13 protein-coding genes are annotated in these 15994 nt (G+C 72.7%); 6 read left to right on the plus strand and 7 right to left on the minus strand.

The genetic code is table 11. From position 1 onward, the window contains the following. Positions 1 to 49: 49 nt before the first annotated feature. A complete protein-coding gene (locus tag ACIP4Z_RS27885; protein ID WP_401312648.1) occupies positions 50 to 1198 on the minus strand; it encodes an anion permease in 1149 nt (382 codons plus the stop codon). 159 nt (positions 1199 to 1357) lie between these two features. Between ACIP4Z_RS27885 and ACIP4Z_RS27890 the strand changes: the two genes are divergently transcribed. The 3 genes from ACIP4Z_RS27890 to ACIP4Z_RS27900 all read left to right on the plus strand — a co-directional run bounded on the left by ACIP4Z_RS27890 (position 1358) and on the right by ACIP4Z_RS27900 (position 5815). Continuing rightward, complete coding sequence (locus tag ACIP4Z_RS27890; RefSeq protein ID WP_401312651.1) at positions 1358 to 3445, plus strand: protein kinase; 2088 nt, start codon at positions 1358 to 1360, stop codon at positions 3443 to 3445. Positions 3446 to 3650: 205 nt separating this feature from the next. Further along, positions 3651 to 4400 carry an ArsR/SmtB family transcription factor gene (locus tag ACIP4Z_RS27895; RefSeq protein ID WP_401312653.1) on the plus strand — a complete coding sequence of 250 codons (750 nt, stop codon included), beginning with the start codon at positions 3651 to 3653 and terminating at the stop codon, positions 4398 to 4400. Between the two features lie 32 nt (positions 4401 to 4432). Continuing rightward, positions 4433 to 5815 (plus strand): MFS transporter, encoded by a 1383-nt coding sequence (locus ACIP4Z_RS27900; protein WP_401312656.1) that lies wholly within the window; start codon positions 4433 to 4435, stop codon positions 5813 to 5815. A 7-nt stretch (positions 5816 to 5822) separates the two neighbouring features. On the opposite strand, the gene ACIP4Z_RS27905 is transcribed toward ACIP4Z_RS27900, so the two are convergent. The 3 genes from ACIP4Z_RS27905 to ACIP4Z_RS27915 form a co-directional block, all read right to left on the minus strand. Continuing rightward, positions 5823 to 7205: a discoidin domain-containing protein gene (locus ACIP4Z_RS27905; protein WP_401312663.1), complete on the minus strand. Its 1383-nt coding sequence runs from the start codon at positions 7203 to 7205 to the stop codon at positions 5823 to 5825. Continuing rightward, positions 7202 to 8464: a glycosyl hydrolase family 8 gene (locus tag ACIP4Z_RS27910; protein ID WP_401312666.1), complete on the minus strand. Its 1263-nt coding sequence runs from the start codon at positions 8462 to 8464 to the stop codon at positions 7202 to 7204. The genes ACIP4Z_RS27905 and ACIP4Z_RS27910 overlap by 4 nt, the downstream gene beginning before the upstream one ends. A gap of 228 nt (positions 8465 to 8692) precedes the next feature. Next, positions 8693 to 10105 carry a PLP-dependent aminotransferase family protein gene (locus ACIP4Z_RS27915; RefSeq protein WP_401312669.1) on the minus strand — a complete coding sequence of 471 codons (1413 nt, stop codon included), beginning with the start codon at positions 10103 to 10105 and terminating at the stop codon, positions 8693 to 8695. A 48-nt stretch (positions 10106 to 10153) separates the two neighbouring features. Between ACIP4Z_RS27915 and ACIP4Z_RS27920 the strand changes: the two genes are divergently transcribed. Continuing rightward, positions 10154 to 11752, plus strand: a complete 1599-nt coding sequence (locus tag ACIP4Z_RS27920) for an MFS transporter (protein ID WP_401312672.1) — start codon at positions 10154 to 10156, stop codon at positions 11750 to 11752. Positions 11753 to 11788: 36 nt separating this feature from the next. Here the strand turns inward: ACIP4Z_RS27920 and ACIP4Z_RS27925 are convergent, their stop codons facing one another. Continuing rightward, positions 11789 to 12148, minus strand: a complete 360-nt coding sequence (locus ACIP4Z_RS27925) for a DUF6204 family protein (RefSeq protein ID WP_355340856.1) — start codon at positions 12146 to 12148, stop codon at positions 11789 to 11791. Positions 12149 to 12529: 381 nt separating this feature from the next. Here ACIP4Z_RS27925 and paaI point away from each other — a divergent pair, with 381 nt between their 5' ends. Next, positions 12530 to 12919 (plus strand): hydroxyphenylacetyl-CoA thioesterase PaaI, encoded by a 390-nt coding sequence (gene paaI, locus ACIP4Z_RS27930; RefSeq protein ID WP_401312777.1) that lies wholly within the window; start codon positions 12530 to 12532, stop codon positions 12917 to 12919. 50 nt (positions 12920 to 12969) lie between these two features. Beyond that, positions 12970 to 14232, plus strand: coding sequence for a phenylacetate--CoA ligase PaaK (gene paaK / locus ACIP4Z_RS27935; RefSeq protein ID WP_401312785.1), 1263 nt, complete (start codon positions 12970 to 12972; stop codon positions 14230 to 14232). A 207-nt stretch (positions 14233 to 14439) separates the two neighbouring features. On the opposite strand, the gene ACIP4Z_RS27940 is transcribed toward paaK, so the two are convergent. Next, positions 14440 to 15660: an SPFH domain-containing protein gene (locus tag ACIP4Z_RS27940; RefSeq protein ID WP_355340860.1), complete on the minus strand. Its 1221-nt coding sequence runs from the start codon at positions 15658 to 15660 to the stop codon at positions 14440 to 14442. A gap of 26 nt (positions 15661 to 15686) precedes the next feature. Then, complete coding sequence (locus ACIP4Z_RS27945; RefSeq protein ID WP_188285579.1) at positions 15687 to 15920, minus strand: hypothetical protein; 234 nt, start codon at positions 15918 to 15920, stop codon at positions 15687 to 15689. Positions 15921 to 15994: the final 74 nt, after the last annotated feature.

Genomic DNA, 15994 nt, shown 5'->3' on the forward strand with positions numbered 1-15994 from the left:
CTGTTCCCCTTTTCCCCGATGATGCCGGTGATTCCGGTGGCGTCGCCGCTCAGACGCCCGCGCCGGCGGGCGCGGGGGGACGGACGGAGGTGGTGTGGCCGTGGTTCACATTGTCGGCGTGGACCGGGTTGCGGCGCGAGAGGACGACGATGCCGCCCGCCACCGCGACGGCGATCAGCGCGATCACCACGACGCCCGGCGTGCCGCCGTGCACGACGACGCTCGCGGCCACCGCGCCGACCGCCGCGGCCGAGGGCAGCGTCACCAGCCAGGCGAGCGCCATCCGGCCCGCGGTGCCCCAGCGGACCTCGGCGAGCTTGCGTCCCATGCCCGCGCCGAGGATGCCGCCGGAGCAGACCTGCGTGGTGGACAGGGCGAAGCCCAGATTCGCGGAGGACAGGATGACCGCGGTGGACGCCGACTCCGCGGCGAAGCCCTGCGGCGACTCGATGTCGACCAGGCCCTTGCCCATGGTGCGGATGATCCGCCAGCCGCCCAGGTACGTGCCGAGCGCGATGGCAAGGCCGGCGGCGAGGATCACCCAGACCGGCGGACCGGCGTCGTGGCCGAGCGCTCCGCAGGAGATCAGCGCGAGGGTGATGACGCCCATCGTCTTCTGCGCGTCGTTGGTGCCGTGCGCCAGCGAGACCAGCGAGGCGGAGGCGATCTGGCCGATCCTGAAGCCCTTGGAGACGGTGTCCTTACGGGCCCGGCCGGTGAGCCGGTAGGCGAGGTACGTCGCGGCGAGCGCCGCGAGCCCGGCCACGACAGGCGAGGCCACGGCGGGGATGAGGATCTTCTCGACGACCTTGCCGAAGTGGACGCCGTGCCGGCCCGCACCGACCCACACGGCGCCGATCAGGCCGCCGAAGAGCGCGTGCGAGGAACTGGACGGCAGTCCGAGCAGCCAGGTCATGAGATTCCAGAGGACGGCGCCCACCAGGCCCGCGAAGATCATGCCGGGGGTCACCAGCGCGTCGTCGACGATGCCGCCGGAGATCGTCTTCGCGACTTCCGTCGACAGGAAGGCGCCCGCCAGGTTCAGCGCGCCGCTGAGCAGGACGGCGACCTTCGGCCGCAGCGCTCCCGTGGCGATGGACGTGGCCATCGCGTTGGCGGTGTCGTGGAAACCGTTGGTGAAGTCGAAGGCCAGGGCCGTGACGATGACCAGTGCCACAAGGAATGTGATGTGGTCCATGTGCCCAGGGAAGCAGCCCCCGGCGTACGCACGGGGAAGGGCGGGTGAAGGACCGGAGTGAAGGAGTGGGCGGACCCGCGCCGGGCGGTGCTTGACTGGTCCCGTGCGGGGCGGTAGGGAGATCCCGTCACCGCGCGGACGGTGCGAATGGGGGGAACCATGAAGCCGCTCGAAGCGGGTGATCCCACTTCCGTGGGCGACGGCAGATACCGGCTGGCCGGCCGGCTCGGCCAAGGCGGTATGGGTGTGGTGTACTTCGGCCGGTCGCGGTCCGGCCGGGCGGTGGCGGTCAAGGTCGTACGCCCCGAGTTGAGCACCGAGCCGGGATTCCGGCGCCGCTTCGCCGACGAGGTGGCGGCGGCGCGCCGGGTCGGCGGCTTCCACACCGCGCCCGTGGTGGACGCCGATCCGCACGGCGAACCGGCCTGGCTGGTCACAGCGTTCGTGCCGGGGCCCACGCTGGCGGACGTGCTCGCCGATGTCGGCGCGCTGCCGACGGACACCCTCACGGTGCTGGCGGCCGGGCTGGCGGAGGCGCTGGAGGCGATCCACCGGGCGGGGGTGATCCACCGCGACTTCAAGCCCGCGAACATCATCGTGGCCGAGGACGGCCCGCGCGTCATCGACTTCGGCATCGCCCGCGCCCTCGACGGCACGGCGCTCACCCAGACCGGGCTCCAGATCGGCACCCCCGGCTTTCTCGCGCCCGAGCAGCTGACCGGCGGTCAGGTCACCGCGGCGGTCGACATGTTCGCGATGGGCGTGGTGCTCAGCCAGGCGGCGGGAGGCGCGCCCTTCGGTGACGGTCCGTCAGCGGCCCGGCACTACCGGGTCGTTCACGAGGCGCCGGACCTCAGGGCGGTACCTGACGAACTGCGCGCGCTGGTGGCGGCGTGTCTGTCGAAGGAGGCCGCCGCGCGGCCCACCCCTTCGGAGTTCCTGAGCAGGCTGACGGTACGTCACCCGGAGGACGGCGACTGGCTGCCCGCCGAGGCGACGGCGCTGCTGACGCAGGTGGTGCCGCAGGCCGTACCGCCCGCGGTCTCGACGCCCCCGCCCCCGCCCCACGCCACCGGGCCCGCCGCCGCGTCCGAGCCGACCGCCTCCTACGCGGGTCCCCCGGCGGGGAATTCGCCGTCGCCGCTCGCGTCCCCGTACGGTCCGGGGCAGGGGTACGGCGGCCCGCCGACGCCCACCCCGACGCCCGGTTTCGGTCCGCCGTCGGGGCCGCCGCGCGACCGGCGCAAGGGGACCGCGGCCGTGGGTCTTGTCGTGGTGGCCGCCGCCGTCGCGGGGGCGCTGGTCTGGCATCCGTGGACGTCCGGCTCCGCGAAGGACGACAACGCGGGCGCTCCCTCGGGCGGGCACACCACGACCGCCTCGTCGGCGCCGCCGACCCCGGCGCCGTTCCCCGATGTGCCGCTGCTGGTCCGGGTGGACACCGCCCCCGGCTGGCCCGCCACCTGCCACTCCTACATCGCGCTGCGCGACAGCACGACCGACCGCCTCAAGCGGCTCGCGTCGGGCAGCCCGTGCGACTTCCTCCCCAAGTGGTCGCCCGACCGCAAGACCGTCGCCTTCACCCGCAGGACCGCCCAGGACACCTCGGTGTGGACGGTCGGCGCCGACGGCACCGGCACCAAGCGAATCGCCGAGACCTCGGGCGGCCGGGTCTCCTGGTCTCCCGACGGCGGCAAACTGGCCGTGCTGCGCAAGACCGGCGGCGTCCAGCAGCTCTACGTCGTGGACGTCGCGGACGGCTCCGCCCAGCAGATGACCACCGGCAGCACGCGTATCGAGGACCCTTCCTGGTCACCGGACGGCACCCGTATCGCGATCTGCGTCGAGAAGGGGCCGGGCAACTGGCAGATCAACATGGTCGATCCGACGACGCCGGGCGCCGCCCCGCAGCGGATCACCGACCTGCCCCGGCCCGCCCTCGACCCGGTCTGGTCCCCCGACGGCAAGGTCTTCGCCTACACCTCGGGCGACTACGGCAAGGGCACGCAGGGCGACATCCGCCTCGTCGGCACCGACGGCACCGGCGACCGGCCGCTGGCCGCCACCCCGGCCCACGAGATGGACCCCGACTGGTCTCCCGACGGCGCGTGGGTGGCCTTCGTCCGCGGCCCGCTCGCCACTCCCGAGATCTGGGCGGTCCGCGCCGACGGCACCGGCGAACGGCGGCTCAGCACCGACGCGGCCACGGAAGGGCACCCCGCCTGGGCGGTCAAGGGCGGCGGCTGAGCCCGGGGTCGGGCGACCGGTCCGACCGATACGGCGACGAGCACGGTCGCCACCGCCGTACGCGACGCCCCGGCGGTGCCCTGATTCGGCATCCCCCTGACCCGGCATGTCTCCTCGCGCGGCGGACCTCGCCGCGCGCCGCCACAAGCAGCGCGAAAAGCGTGAGAGTTGACTCTCATACATTGTGAGAGGACACTCTCACGCCATGGAACTGGGTAACCGTTTGGGAGACATCGAGATCACCGACCCCAAGGCGATGCGCGCGCTCGCGCATCCGGTGCGGTTGGCGATCCTGGAGCACCTGCAACGCAACGGGCCCGCGACGGCCACCGTGCTCGCACCCCGCGTCGGGGCGACGCCTTCGGTGACGAGCTGGCATCTGCGGCATCTCGCGGGCTTCGGGCTCGTCCGGGACGCGGACCCCGATCCGGACGCCGGGGGCGACGGGCGACGGGACCGGCGTGAGCGGCGGTGGCAGGCGGTCGCGCGCGGCTTCCGCTTCGAGGTGCCGGAGGACGACGGGGACGAGGAGGGCCGCTCGGCGGCGCGGCTGCTCTCGCGTGAGATGTTCCTGCGCTCCGCCGATCTGCCGGCCCGCTGGGCGGCCACCGTGGAGCCCGGCCTCGATCCCGCGTGGCGGCGGCTCTCGGGACTCGCCAACACGCGCGTCATGGTGACGCCCGAGGAGGCCGCCGCCATCGAGGACGGGATCGAGCGCGTGCTCGCGCCCTATGTGACGCGGGACGCGGCGGACCGCCCGGCCGCCGCCCGCTCCGTACGCCTGCTGCGCTACACGCTCCCTGAAGGTGAACCTCAAGGTGAGGGTGAAGTTCCGGCTGAGGTTGAGGCACAGGGCCGCGCACCGGGCCCGGACTCGTATACGGATACCGGTACGCGTACGGCCGCGCGTAAGGACGACGACGGCGACGGCGGCGACGGCGGCGGCACCCGGTGACCGCCGCAGCGACGCGGCCGCCCCCGATATCCGTGGCACGCGACCGCCGCTTCGTCCGCTTCTGGGCCGGCCAGAGCGTCTCGCAGTTCGGCGACCGGATCAGCGAACTGGCCCTGCCGCTGATCGCGGTGAGCGCGCTGCACGCCTCCGCCAACCAGGTGGCGTGGCTGACCGCGCTGATCTGGACACCGAATCTGCTGGCGATCGTCCTGGGCGCGTGGGTCGACCACCAGGCCCGCAAGCGCGGCCTGATGGTGGCCGCGGATCTGATCCGCGCCGGGGTGCTGCTGTCGCTGCCCGTCGCGTACCTGGCGGGGGCGGTGACGCTCGGTCAGCTCTACGCGGTGGCGCTGCTGATCGGCGCCGCCGAGGTGCTGTTCAACACCTCCTATCCCCCGTTCTTCGCGCACCTCGTGCCGCGCTCGTCGTATGTGGACGCGAACAGCAAGCTCAGCGCGAGCCGGTCCGCGTCGTATGTCGCGGGTCCTGCCGTGGGCGGCGCGCTCGTGCAGGCGCTGACCGCGCCGGTGGCCGTCGTGGTCGACGCGCTGTCCTTCCTCGCCTCGGCCGTGCTGATCGGGCGGATCAGGATCGACGAGCCGCCGGTCGCCGCGGGCGCGCGGGACGCGCCGCTGCTGCGGCGGGCGAAGGAGGGGCTGGCGTTCGTCGTACGGCACCCGGTGCTGCGGGCCGGGCTCGGCACCTCGACCACCGTCAACTTCTTCACCTTCGTCTCCGGCAGCGGTCTGATGGTGCTCTTCGCCACCAGGAGCCTCGGTCTGTCGGCGGGCTTCATCGGCCTGGCCTTCGGCATCGGTTCCACGGGCGCGCTGCTCGGCGCGGTCCTGGCGCCGCGGATCTCGCGGTGGATCGGGATGGGGCGCAGCATCGCGATCGGCGCGGTGCTCTTCCCCGCGCCGATCGCGCTGGTGGCGGTCGCCGACGGGCCGCCGTGGGTCGGCGCCGTGGCGCTGACCGGCACCGAGTTCCTTTCCGGCCTCGGTGTCATGCTCTTCGACGTCAACCTCAACTCCCTTCAGGCGTCCGTGATCCCCGACGGGATGCGCAGCCGGGTCTCCGGCGCGTACGCCACGGTCAACTACGGCATCCGTCCGCTCGGCGCAGTCGTCGGCGGCGTGCTCGCGACCTTCCTCGGGCTGCGTACGACCCTGCTGGTCGCGGCGGTCGGCGGGGCGCTGTCCGTGCTGTGGCTACTGCCGTCGCCGGTGCCCGGCATCCGCTCGATCGACCAGGACGAGCGCCCGGAGGACACCAGGAACGCTGAGGACACGGCAGGGACGGCAGACACGGCGGTCGGCGAGGAGGTGGCGGACACGGCAGCGGCCGACGGCGCGATGGCCGCCGGCCGCCGGCGGGGCCGTCGAGACGAGCAGGATCAGGAGGTGGCGCCGTGACCGGGGGTCAGGGCGTGGCGCCGTACACCTGGACCTCGTAGAGCGAGTAGCCGTACGCCGTACCGCGCGCCGTGCCGTTGACGCGGACGTAGCGGCCGGTGCCGGTGAGGCCCGTCAGGTCCTCGGTGCCGCCCTTGCCCGCGGTGGTGGAGTAGACCGTGGTCCAGGCGGCGCCGTCCGGGGAGGTCTGGACGGTGTAGCTCTTGGCGTAGGCGGCCTCCCAGCTCAGCTTCACCCGGCTGATGTGCGCGCTCGTGCCCAGGTCGACCCGGATCCACTGCGGGTCGGAGCCTTCCTTGCTGGCCCAGCGGGTGGAGGTGAGGTCGCCGTCGACCGCCTTGCTCGCGGGGTAGGCGGTGGATTCGGTGGAGGAGGCGGTGGCGGACCTGCCCTGCGAGAGCAGGGTGTCACCGCCGCCCGGTGGCGGTCCCGTGCCGCCGGAGGGGGTGAAGTTCCACTGGCTCGCGGCCCCGGAGCAGCTTCCGGCGGTGAGCGTCGAGCCGCTCGCCCGGAAGCACTTCTGCCCGGTCTGGATGTCGGAGACGGTGAGATTCGGGTTGACCGACCACTGCTGGTTCGGGCCGCCGTCGCAGGCTCTGAGTGTGATCGACGAGCCGGACAGGGTCGCGCAGAGATTGTTGCTGATCAGGAAGGCGCCGTGGAAGGTGAACGCCTGCGCTGCGGAGCCGGTGCAGGCCGCCGTGTCCAGCTTGGTGCCGCTGGCCGAGCTGTTCCCCGGATTGTCCAGGCACTGCCCGGTGGAGACGTTCTTGTACTGGCCGACGGTGGTGGTCGGCCGGGCTCCGCCGTAACAGGCGCCGGTCTTGGTGTTGAAGACGGGCGTGGCGTCGTACGGCTCGTTGGATGGCGGGTCCACGACGACGGATTCGAGCACCGGAGTGCTGTCGTCGTTGTAGTGGGTCAGCGCGTCCTCGCAGTCGATGGCGTCGAAGGCGTTGCCGCCCTGGCCGCCGAGCCAGAGGTCGAAGTGGTACAGATTCGGGCCGCCGTTGGGGCCGTGGCCGCTCCAGTCGGCGCCGCACTCCTCGCAGGAGTCCTCCATCACGAAGTACTTGCCGACCCTTGGCACCCAGATCCGCGTGCCCGCCGGTATCTCCTTGGTGGACGAGGCGAAGGTGATCGGGTCGGCGTAGGTCCCGGTGCCGCCGGCCGTGTCGTGCAGGCCGGGGTAGGAGATGTCGCCGCCGGGCGGGGTGTTGTCGTACCAGCCGTAGAAGGTGAGGAACGCCTGCCGGTCGGTGGCGGCCGCCGCCGCGGGGGACTTCGAGGCGGCCGAGGCGTACGGGGTCGCGCCGACGAGCGCGGCCATGACGGCCAGGACGAGGGCGCACAGGACGGCCGCGCCGCGCGGGGTACGCAGGCGGCTCATGCGGCCGGGCTCCAGTAGTCGCCCGCCATCACGATGTACACGAGCATCTTGATGGTCTCGCCGTAGTAGGCGTCCTCGAAGGGGTTGGAGGCGAGCTGCTTCCAGATCGCGTCGGTCCACGCCTGGTCGCCGGAGGCCATGGCGGCGGGACCGGCCGAGTCCCCGGCCTCCTCCGCCTCGGTGTCGCCCGAGACGTTGCCGTTGGCGCAGTTGAGCTTGATGTGCGGCTGGACCTTGGCCGGGTTGCCGCCGGACAGCGACTTCAGGCAGGCGGACTCCTTCTTCGCCGCGCCGTAGGCCACGGCGGCGGTCGAGGAGCCGTTGACCAGGGCGTCGGTGCCCAAGTGCCAGGGCACGCGCAGGGAGTTGTAGCCGACGATGTTGTCCGGCTGGTCCTCCTGGTAGTCGGCGGGGGCGGGCTTGGGGCTGGTGGTGTTGGCGTTGACGACGAAGTCGGAGAGCAGTCCGGCGGACGAGGAGTAGCCCGCGGTGAACTCGCTGATCACGGCCTCGGTGCGGGTGACGACCTTGTTCCAGTCGTGCGCGGTGTCGTAGGCGGCGAAGGCGCGCAGGTGGTCGAGCATCATGTCGGACGGACGGGTGTCCGTGGTGGGGCCGTCGTCCTCGCACTTGAGGTGGCCGTCGGGCGCGACGTCGTGGGCGTAGAAGGAGGCGAGCCACGCCTTGGCGTCCGCTGTGTAGCCGCCCCACTGCTTGTCGGCGAGGATCAGGCCGTAGCCGATGTCGAGGTCGCCGTCGGTGGCCGAGTCCGGGGTGCCGCTGTCGGTGTACTCGCAGGTCTTGCCGTCGAGTTGCCACTGCATGAGACCGTCGGCGTCCTTGTGGTCCTTGACGAGCTGCCACAGGCCGTCGAACTCGGCCTTGGCGTCGCTGTCGTAACCGGCCATCAGGGGCACGATGTTCATGCCGTAGCCCTGGGCCTCGGAGACCGTGCCGTTGTGCGGGGCGTCGTCGTCGCCCTTGGTCGAGACGTAGTACTCGTTGGAGGCGCAGCCCTTGACCAGGTAGGCGCTCTTCCAGGAGTCGTACGCCTTCTTCACCGCCGCGTCGCGGGTGGTCTGCGTCGCGGAGGGCAGCACGCCCACCTTGTACGCGGTGTGCGCGGGGAACGGGTGCGCCGGGGCGGTGGCGGCGTCGGCCGTTCCGCCGCCCGCGGTCGCCAGCAGGCCGAAGGACGCGCAGGCGGCGACCGTACAGGCCGCCAGCCTCCTCGTCCTCGTCTTCACGGGTCGTGGCATCTTCCAACTCCTCGTCGGTTGTGGGGTACGGCGCCGGGCACGGGAGCGCGCACCGGGCAGGAGAGGGTCGTCGCGATAGTTAGGAAAGGTTCCTAACCTGCTTGAGGAGTAAGAGTGTTGCTCCGGACGCGGCGCGTCAAGGGGTCGCGCGCGGACCTTGACCTGACCGGGATTCAGGTACGTGACGCCGTCGCGGACTTCGGCCCGGCCGACCGGCCCGGCACCGGCTCATGCGAGCAGGTCGGCGACCGCGGCGATCCCTTCCGTGACGGCGCGCTCGTTCACATTGCCGAATCCCAGGACGAGTTGGGCCGGGGACTGCGCGCCCGTCGAACGGAACGCGCTCATGCCGTAGAGGCCGACCGCGCGGCCACGGGCGGCGGCGATGACGGAGTGTTCGGTGACGCCGGGCCGCGCAGCGGCGTCGAGGTGCGCCACGGCGTGGAAACCGGCGGCCAGGCCGCTGAGCCGGATGGCGGGCGCGTGCGCGGCGAGCGCCGCCTTGAGTGCTTCGCACCGGGCCCCGTAGATCCCGCGCATCCGCCGCAGATGGCGGTCGAAGCGGCCCGATTCGATCAGCCGGGCCAGGGCCAGTTGGTCGAGGGTGGGTGAGCCGCGGTCGCTGAGATGCTTGTCGGCCACGATCGCGTCGACGAGCGCGGGCGGGCAGAGCAGCCAGCCGATCCGCAGCGCGGGCACCAGGGATTTGCTGACGGTGCCGATGGCGACGACCCGGTCGGCGGCCAGGCCCTGGAGCGCGCCGACCGGCTCGCGGTCGTAGCGGAACTCGGCGTCGTAGTCGTCCTCGACGACCACGGCGTCCCTGCGCACCGCCCACTCGATCAGCGCCAGGCGCCGCTCGGGCGCCAGCACCACGCCGGTCGGCCACTGGTGGGCCGGGGTCACGACGACCGCGCGGGCGCCGGTCGCTTCCAGCGCGGTCACGTCGACGCCGTGCTCGTCGACGGGTACGGGGACGGCGGTCAGGCCCGCCGCCGCGGCCGCCGGCCCGATCACGGCGTGGGAGCCGGGGTCCTCGTACGCCACGGTGCGGACGCCGGACCGGGCGAGCGCGCGCAGGGTCAGGGCGAGGCCCTGGGCGTACCCGGAGCAGATCACGGTCCGCTCCGGGTCGGCCGCGGCGGCCCGTACCCGGCGCAGATATCCGGCCACCACCTCGCGCAGCAGCGCGTGGCCGCGCGGGTCGCCGTAGTCGAGGGCCGAGGCGGGCATGGCGCGGACCGCCTCGCGCATCGCCCACAGCCAGTCGGCGACGGGGAACGCGGCCAGGTCGGGGACGCCCGCCTGGAAGTCGGCGAGCAGGCGCGGTGCGGGCGGCCTCCTCGGCTGCGGCGCGGGCGGCGCGCAGGCCCCGGCGGCGACGCGGGTCGCGGAGCCGACCCGCGTGACCAGATAGCCCTCGGACTGGAGCTGGGCGTAGCAGTCCTGGACGAGGCCGCGCGAGACGCCCAGGGCCGAGGCCAGTTCCCGGGAGGAGGGCAGTCGCTCGCCGACCTGGAGCCGGCCGGATCTGATCGTGTCCCGCACCCCGCGTTCGAGCTGCGACCGCAGCGGTTCCGTACTGTCCCGGTCGATCACAAGCAACAGCTCCGGCGACAAACCGGACCACTCCAGCGGCATGAAAATGGAGCTTACCCGGGTACCGGCCGCACCCCTAGCGTCAATGCCATGACGACCACGACGCGCGCCTCCGACGCCGCCGACCCCGCCGCGCAACCAGATGCCGACGACCCCTCGGAGCCCGCCACCTGCCGTGAGCCGACCCCGGCCCCGGAACCCGCCTCGGCCTCGGACCGAGATCCGCGCCTGGACTCGGGTCCTGCCCAGGGGCCCGGCTCGGGCCGGGATCCGGGCCTGACCTCGGCTCCCGCCGAGAGGCCCGGCTCGGGCGAGGAGACGGCTCTCGCCACGGGCCAAGGACCGGAGCCCGGCTCCGGCAATGAGGCGAATCCGGCTTCGGGCTCCGCCCAGGAGCCCGCTTCAGGCCGGGAGGCAGGGGCGGACTCGGGTCCCGCCCAGGGGGGCGGCTCGGGGCAGGCTCGGGACTGCTCGTCGGCCGCTCGCGGTCCGGCGGCGACCGGCTCGGGGGCAGGGGCCGGGGCGGGCGGCGTGCGGCCGACGCTGGTGACGCGGGAGTTGCTGTTGCGCTGCGCCACGATCGTCGGCGCGTCGGCGAGCTTCTTTCTGCTGTTGTCGGTGGTGCCGCTGTACGCGGAGCGGTCCGGCGCGAGTGGCGGGGCGGGGCTGGCGTCGGGGACGCTGATGCTGGCCACTGTCTGCGGCGAGCTGGCCACGCCTCGGCTCGTCGCCCGGTACGGGTACCGGCGGGCGCTGGCGGCCGGTCTCGTGCTGCTCGGCGCGCCCGCCCTGGTGCTGACCGCGTCGGACGGCATGGCGTGGATCGCGGCGGTCTGCTTCGTCCGGGGCGTGGGCTTCGCCCTGACCATCGTCGCGGGCGGCGCGCTGACCGCGACGCTCATCCCCGCCGAGCGGCGGGGCGAGGGCCTCGCGCTCGCGGGCGCCATGGAGGGGGTGCCCTCGTTCATCGCGCTGCCGCTCGGAGTGTGGTTCGCCGCGCACGTCGGATACACCGCCGTCTGCGTGGCCGGTGGGCTGCTGGCGCTCGCCGCCGTCGCGGTCGTTCCCGCCCTGCCGGGACACGCGCCGGCCGGGGACGGGCACAAGGCGTCGGTGGGTGTGCTGGCCGGATTCCGTACCGGCGCGCTGGCCAGGCCCACCGCGGTCTTCGCGACCACCGCGCTCGGCGTGGGGATCATCGTGACCTTCCTGCCGCTCGCCGTGCCCTCCGACGCGACCGGCCTGGTCGCCGCGGCCCTCTTCGTACAGCCCGCCGCGTCCACCGCGGCCAACTGGTTCGCCGGACGCAGCGGCGACCGGCACGGCTCGCAGCGCCTCGTGCTGCCCGCCCTGCTGCTGTCGGCTTCCGGGCTGCTGCTCACCGCTCTCACCGGCAGCGCGGTCGCGGTCCTCACCGGGGTCGCCCTCTTCGGCGTCGGCTTCGGCATGGCCCAGAACGCGACGCTGGCCCTGATGTACGCGCGCGTCCCGGAGTCCGGCTACGGCACGGTCAGCGCGCTGTGGAACTCCGCGTACGACGCCGGGATGGGTTTCGGCGCCCTCGGATACGGCGCGCTGGCCGCCGCCACGGGCTATCCGCTCGCCTTCGCGCTCACCGCGGGCCTGATGCTCGTCGCGCTCGTACCGGCCCTGGGCGACCGGCGCCGCCCGTCCGTCGCCGCGCGGTGAGTCCCCGCAGTCGCGGTGCCGACCCCGCCCGGGCGGTCAGCCCTCGCCGCGGGCCGCGGCCTGGCGGCGGCGCTTGCCGAGGGCGGCCTGCGACAGGTCCTCGGCGTTCGAGGTGAGGTTCTTCCAGCCGTAGCCGCGCTCGGTCAGCCAGCCGCGGGCGGCGGCCTCGGCGCGCTCCGTGGCCTCCAGGATGTCCTCCTCCGCCTCGCCCGAGTCCAGGTAGCGGAAGGTGAAGAAGGGGCGGGCCGCGAGGTCGTAGGTCAGGGTGCCCTCGGCGGTGAAGGCGGCATGCAGGATGTCGTGCTCCGCCGCCCGCGCGAGGAGTGCGGTCCGCTGGTCCGCGGTGAGCGCGTCGAAGGCGCCGCGGACGGTGATCCGGAAGGTGCGTGTACTCATCCCCGGATCGTAGGCAGCCGGTCGGCGATCGGCGTACCGGTTTTCCCGGCGAACCGTGGCGGCCGTGGTGATCGCGACGACCGCGGCGGCCGGGCGGACCGGGCGCCCGGCCGTCCGGTGCCGCCTCTCCCCCGCGGCCGGCCGCTCGTCCCGCCTTGTGCTTGACAGGCACTCCCGATGCTGATTTTTTAGCTGTCATACGCCCGAACCGAATGGTCGGTCGGTGCATCCACAAGGTGGTGGGCAGCGGTGACTCAGGGCAGCGACGCCAGGCTCGACACGGGACCGGCACCGGGTCCGCCCCCGGACGCGGTGCGAGCGGCCGCGCGAGGGACCACGGACGGGGCCGAAAACGGGGCCGGGATCGCGGCGGCGCAGGCGATGTTCTCGGCCGACCGGGCGTCGAAGGGGCTCGGCATCGAGCTGCTGCACCTCGGTGAGGGCGTCGCCGTCGTGCGGATGGTCGTCACCGCCGCGATGGTCAACGGGCACGGCACCGCCCACGGCGGCTATCTCTTCCTGCTGGCCGACACCGCCTTCGCCTGTGCCTGCAACACCGACGGGGCGGCGACCGTCGCCGCGGCGGCGGACATCGACTTCGTCGCCCCGGCCCATGAGGGCGACGCGCTGCTGGCCACCGCCCGCGAGCGGGCGCGGTTCGGCCGCAGCGGGATCTACGACGTACAGGTGCGGCGCGGCGACGAGCTGATCGCCGAATTCCGCGGCCGGAGCCGTACGCTGCGCGGCGCCGACGCGAAGGAGACCTCGTGAGCCACCTGGGCGGGACGACCCCGCGGGAGACCCCGGACGCGGCGGAGCGGATGACCCGCGCGGAGCTGACGGACCTTCAGCTCACGCGACTTCAGGCGACGTTGCGTCACGCGTATGCCCATGTGGAGCTGTACCGGCGGAAGTTCGACGAGGCGGGTGTCGTACCCGCCGACTGCCGGACGCTGGAGGATCTGGCGCGCTTCCCCTTCACCACCAAGGCCGATCTGCGCGACACGTACCCCTTCGGGATGTTCGCCGTGCCGATGTCCGAGGTGCGCCGGGTGCACGCGTCGAGCGGCACCACCGGTCGTCCCACGGTGGTCGGTTACACCGAGGGCGATCTGTCGATGTGGGCCGACGTGGTGGCCCGTTCGATCCGCGCGGCGGGCGGCCGTCCCGGCGACAAGGTCCATGTCGCCTACGGATACGGCCTGTTCACCGGGGGCCTGGGCGCGCACTACGGCGCGGAGCGTGCGGGCTGTACGGTCATCCCCGCGTCGGGCGGCATGACGGCCCGTCAGGTGCAGATCATCCAGGACTTCGAGCCCGAGATCATCATGGTCACCCCGTCGTACATGCTCACGCTGCTCGACGAGTTCGAGCGGCAGGGCGTCGACCCGCGCGGCACCTCGCTGCGGGTGGGGATCTTCGGCGCGGAGCCGTGGACGGAGCAGATGCGCCGCGAGATCGAGGAGCGCTTCGCCATCGACGCCGTCGACATCTACGGTCTGTCGGAGGTGATCGGCCCCGGCGTGGCGCAGGAGTGCGTGGAGACCAAGGACGGTCTGCACATCTGGGAGGACCACTTCTATCCGGAGGTGGTCGACCCGCTGACCGACGACGTCATGCCGCAGGGCGAGAGCGGTGAGCTGGTCTTCACCTCGCTCACCAAGGAGGCGCTGCCGGTGATCCGGTACCGCACCCGCGACCTGACGCGGCTGCTGCCCGGTACCGCGCTGCCCGCCTTCCGCCGGATGGAGAAGGTCACCGGCCGCAGCGACGACATGATCATCCTGCGCGGGGTGAATGTCTTCCCGAGCCAGATCGAGGAGATCGTGCTGCGGACGCCCGGTGTCGCGCCGCACTTCAGGATCGAGCTGACCCGGCGCGGCAGGATGGACCACATGACCGTCTACGCCGAGGCCAGGGCCGAGGCCGGTACGGAGCTGCGGGACGCGGGCGCGGCGGCCATCGCGCAGGGCGTCAAGGACGGTGTGGGCGTGAGCGTCGAGGTGCGGGTCGTGGACCCGGAGACGCTGGAGCGCTCGGTCGGCAAGATCCAGCGGGTCAAGGACCTGCGGGCGAAAGAATGAGGGCGAAGGGCCGAGCGCGAAGGGCTGCGGACGAAGGACTGTGTACGAAGGGCTGAGGACGAACGGTTGAGGGTGCGGGCCCCAGCCCCAGCCCCGGCCCGCGCCGCACCCGTAAAAGCGGCGGGCGGACCTCCGTACGGGAGGTCCGCCCGTCTGTGCTGTGCGCACACGCCGTACGGCCGCCCCGGCGGAGCGGCCGTACGCGTCCTACTCGATGTCGATCGGGCCGTCGGACGACGTGCCCTTGCCGCCCTTCCCCTTGCCGTTGCGGCCGTCGCCCGGGTGCGTCAGACCGCGCAGCGCGGGCAGGTGGTCCGAGCTGTCCGAGTCCGAACCGGAGCCGCCCTCGCCGCCGTTGAGGTTGTTGCGGACCGAGTCGAGGATCGTCAGCCCCTGGCTGACCAGGCCCGCCGCGATCTCGCTGAGCCCGTCGGCGCCGTTGAGCACGTTGACATTGGCTCCGGCCAGACCGCCGGCCGCCTCCTTCACGATCAGCGGGAGCTGGTCGATCAGCATGCGGTCGAGCGCCACCCGGTCGTGCGAGGCCGCCGCGGCGGCCTGGATGCGCATCCGCTCGGCGTCGGCGACGGCGAGCACCCTGATCCGCTCGGCCTCCGCCTCAGCGGGCTTGACGATCTCCGCCACGAGCTGCTGCTGGCGCAACTCGGCCGCGCGCAGCGCCAGCTCGGTCTGCGCGGCGAGCACTTCCTGCTGCGCGTGCGCCTGGGCGAGCGGGCCCGCCTGCGCGGCCTCGGCCTGCGCGCGGTCGACCTGCGCGGAGTACTCGGCCTGAACGACGGCGGTCTGCCGGGCGTACTCCGCCTGGTTCCTGGCGGCGATCTGCTGCGCCTCCACCGACGCCTGCGTGGCCTGGGCCTGCGCGATCTGCGCCTGCCGCTGGATGGCGGCCTTGTGCGGCGCCGACATGGCGTCGATGTAGCCGGTCTCGCCGTCGTCGATGGACTGGATCTGCAACGAGTCGACGCTCAGGCCGATCTTCGCCATCTCCGTCTTGGAGGTCTCCAGCACCTCGGAGGCCAGCTTCTGCCGCTCGGTGACGATCTCCTCGACCGTCATCGAGCCGATGATCGACCGCAGGTGACCGGCGAAGATCCGGCCGGTCAGAATCGACATCTGGTCCTGGTCGGACAGGAAACGCTGTCCGGCGTTGACAATGCTCTCGTGGTCGTTGCCGACCTTGAACGCGATGACGGCCTTCACCGTCAGCGCGATGCCCTGCCGGGTCACACAGGTCTCGGCGACTTCCGCCTCGCACATCGCGAGCGTGATGAACCGGGTCTTGCGGAAGACCGGCAGAACGAACTTTCCGTGGCCGGTGACCACACGGAACGGCGCACCCCCCAGTCCACGCCGACCGCCCGAGATCAACATCGCCTCGTCCGGCGCGGGAACGCGGTAACCGAACATCCTTTGTCTCCTTCATGTGCGCCGGCTCAGTCGGCCAGCGCGTCCAACGGGTCGGCCCACTCGATGACGTCCACCTGGCGTGTGCCACGCGAGTCCACCACCAGCACGGTCGCCCCCTTAGGCAGGGGTTCCTCGGACCAGGCGAGGAAGGTCTCGCTGCCTCCTCTGACCCGCACGTAGACCTCACCGGGTCCGGCGAGGCCGCGCGTGCCGATGAGCAGCTCCCCCGTACAACCGATCACGGCTTCGTCCTGCGCCATTCCCGGCCGCCCCTCACTTCTCGTGTCCGTTCCGGTCCTGGAATCTCCGTCTCATTCATCCTCCCACCAGCGGC

Origin of the sequence: Streptomyces sp. NPDC088910 (genome assembly GCF_044749865.1) — a bacterium.
GTDB lineage: Bacteria > Actinomycetota > Actinomycetes > Streptomycetales > Streptomycetaceae > Actinacidiphila.

Bases quoted from the DNA above. Each gene is read 5' to 3' on its own strand.
- ACIP4Z_RS27885 (WP_401312648.1), bottom strand. From the start codon at position 1,198: ATGGACCACATCACATTCCTTGTGGCACTGGTCATCGTCACGGCCCTG.
- ACIP4Z_RS27890 (WP_401312651.1), top strand. From the start codon at position 1,358: ATGAAGCCGCTCGAAGCGGGTGATCCCACTTCCGTGGGCGACGGCAGA.
- ACIP4Z_RS27895 (WP_401312653.1), top strand. From the start codon at position 3,651: ATGGAACTGGGTAACCGTTTGGGAGACATCGAGATCACCGACCCCAAG.
- ACIP4Z_RS27905 (WP_401312663.1), bottom strand. From the start codon at position 7,205: ATGAGCCGCCTGCGTACCCCGCGCGGCGCGGCCGTCCTGTGCGCCCTC.
- ACIP4Z_RS27910 (WP_401312666.1), bottom strand. From the start codon at position 8,464: ATGCCACGACCCGTGAAGACGAGGACGAGGAGGCTGGCGGCCTGTACG.
- ACIP4Z_RS27915 (WP_401312669.1), bottom strand. From the start codon at position 10,105: ATGCCGCTGGAGTGGTCCGGTTTGTCGCCGGAGCTGTTGCTTGTGATC.
- ACIP4Z_RS27920 (WP_401312672.1), top strand. From the start codon at position 10,154: ATGACGACCACGACGCGCGCCTCCGACGCCGCCGACCCCGCCGCGCAA.
- ACIP4Z_RS27925 (WP_355340856.1), bottom strand. From the start codon at position 12,148: ATGAGTACACGCACCTTCCGGATCACCGTCCGCGGCGCCTTCGACGCG.
- paaI (WP_401312777.1), top strand. From the start codon at position 12,530: ATGTTCTCGGCCGACCGGGCGTCGAAGGGGCTCGGCATCGAGCTGCTG.
- paaK (WP_401312785.1), top strand. From the start codon at position 12,970: ATGACCCGCGCGGAGCTGACGGACCTTCAGCTCACGCGACTTCAGGCG.
- ACIP4Z_RS27940 (WP_355340860.1), bottom strand. From the start codon at position 15,660: ATGTTCGGTTACCGCGTTCCCGCGCCGGACGAGGCGATGTTGATCTCG.
- ACIP4Z_RS27945 (WP_188285579.1), bottom strand. From the start codon at position 15,920: ATGGCGCAGGACGAAGCCGTGATCGGTTGTACGGGGGAGCTGCTCATC.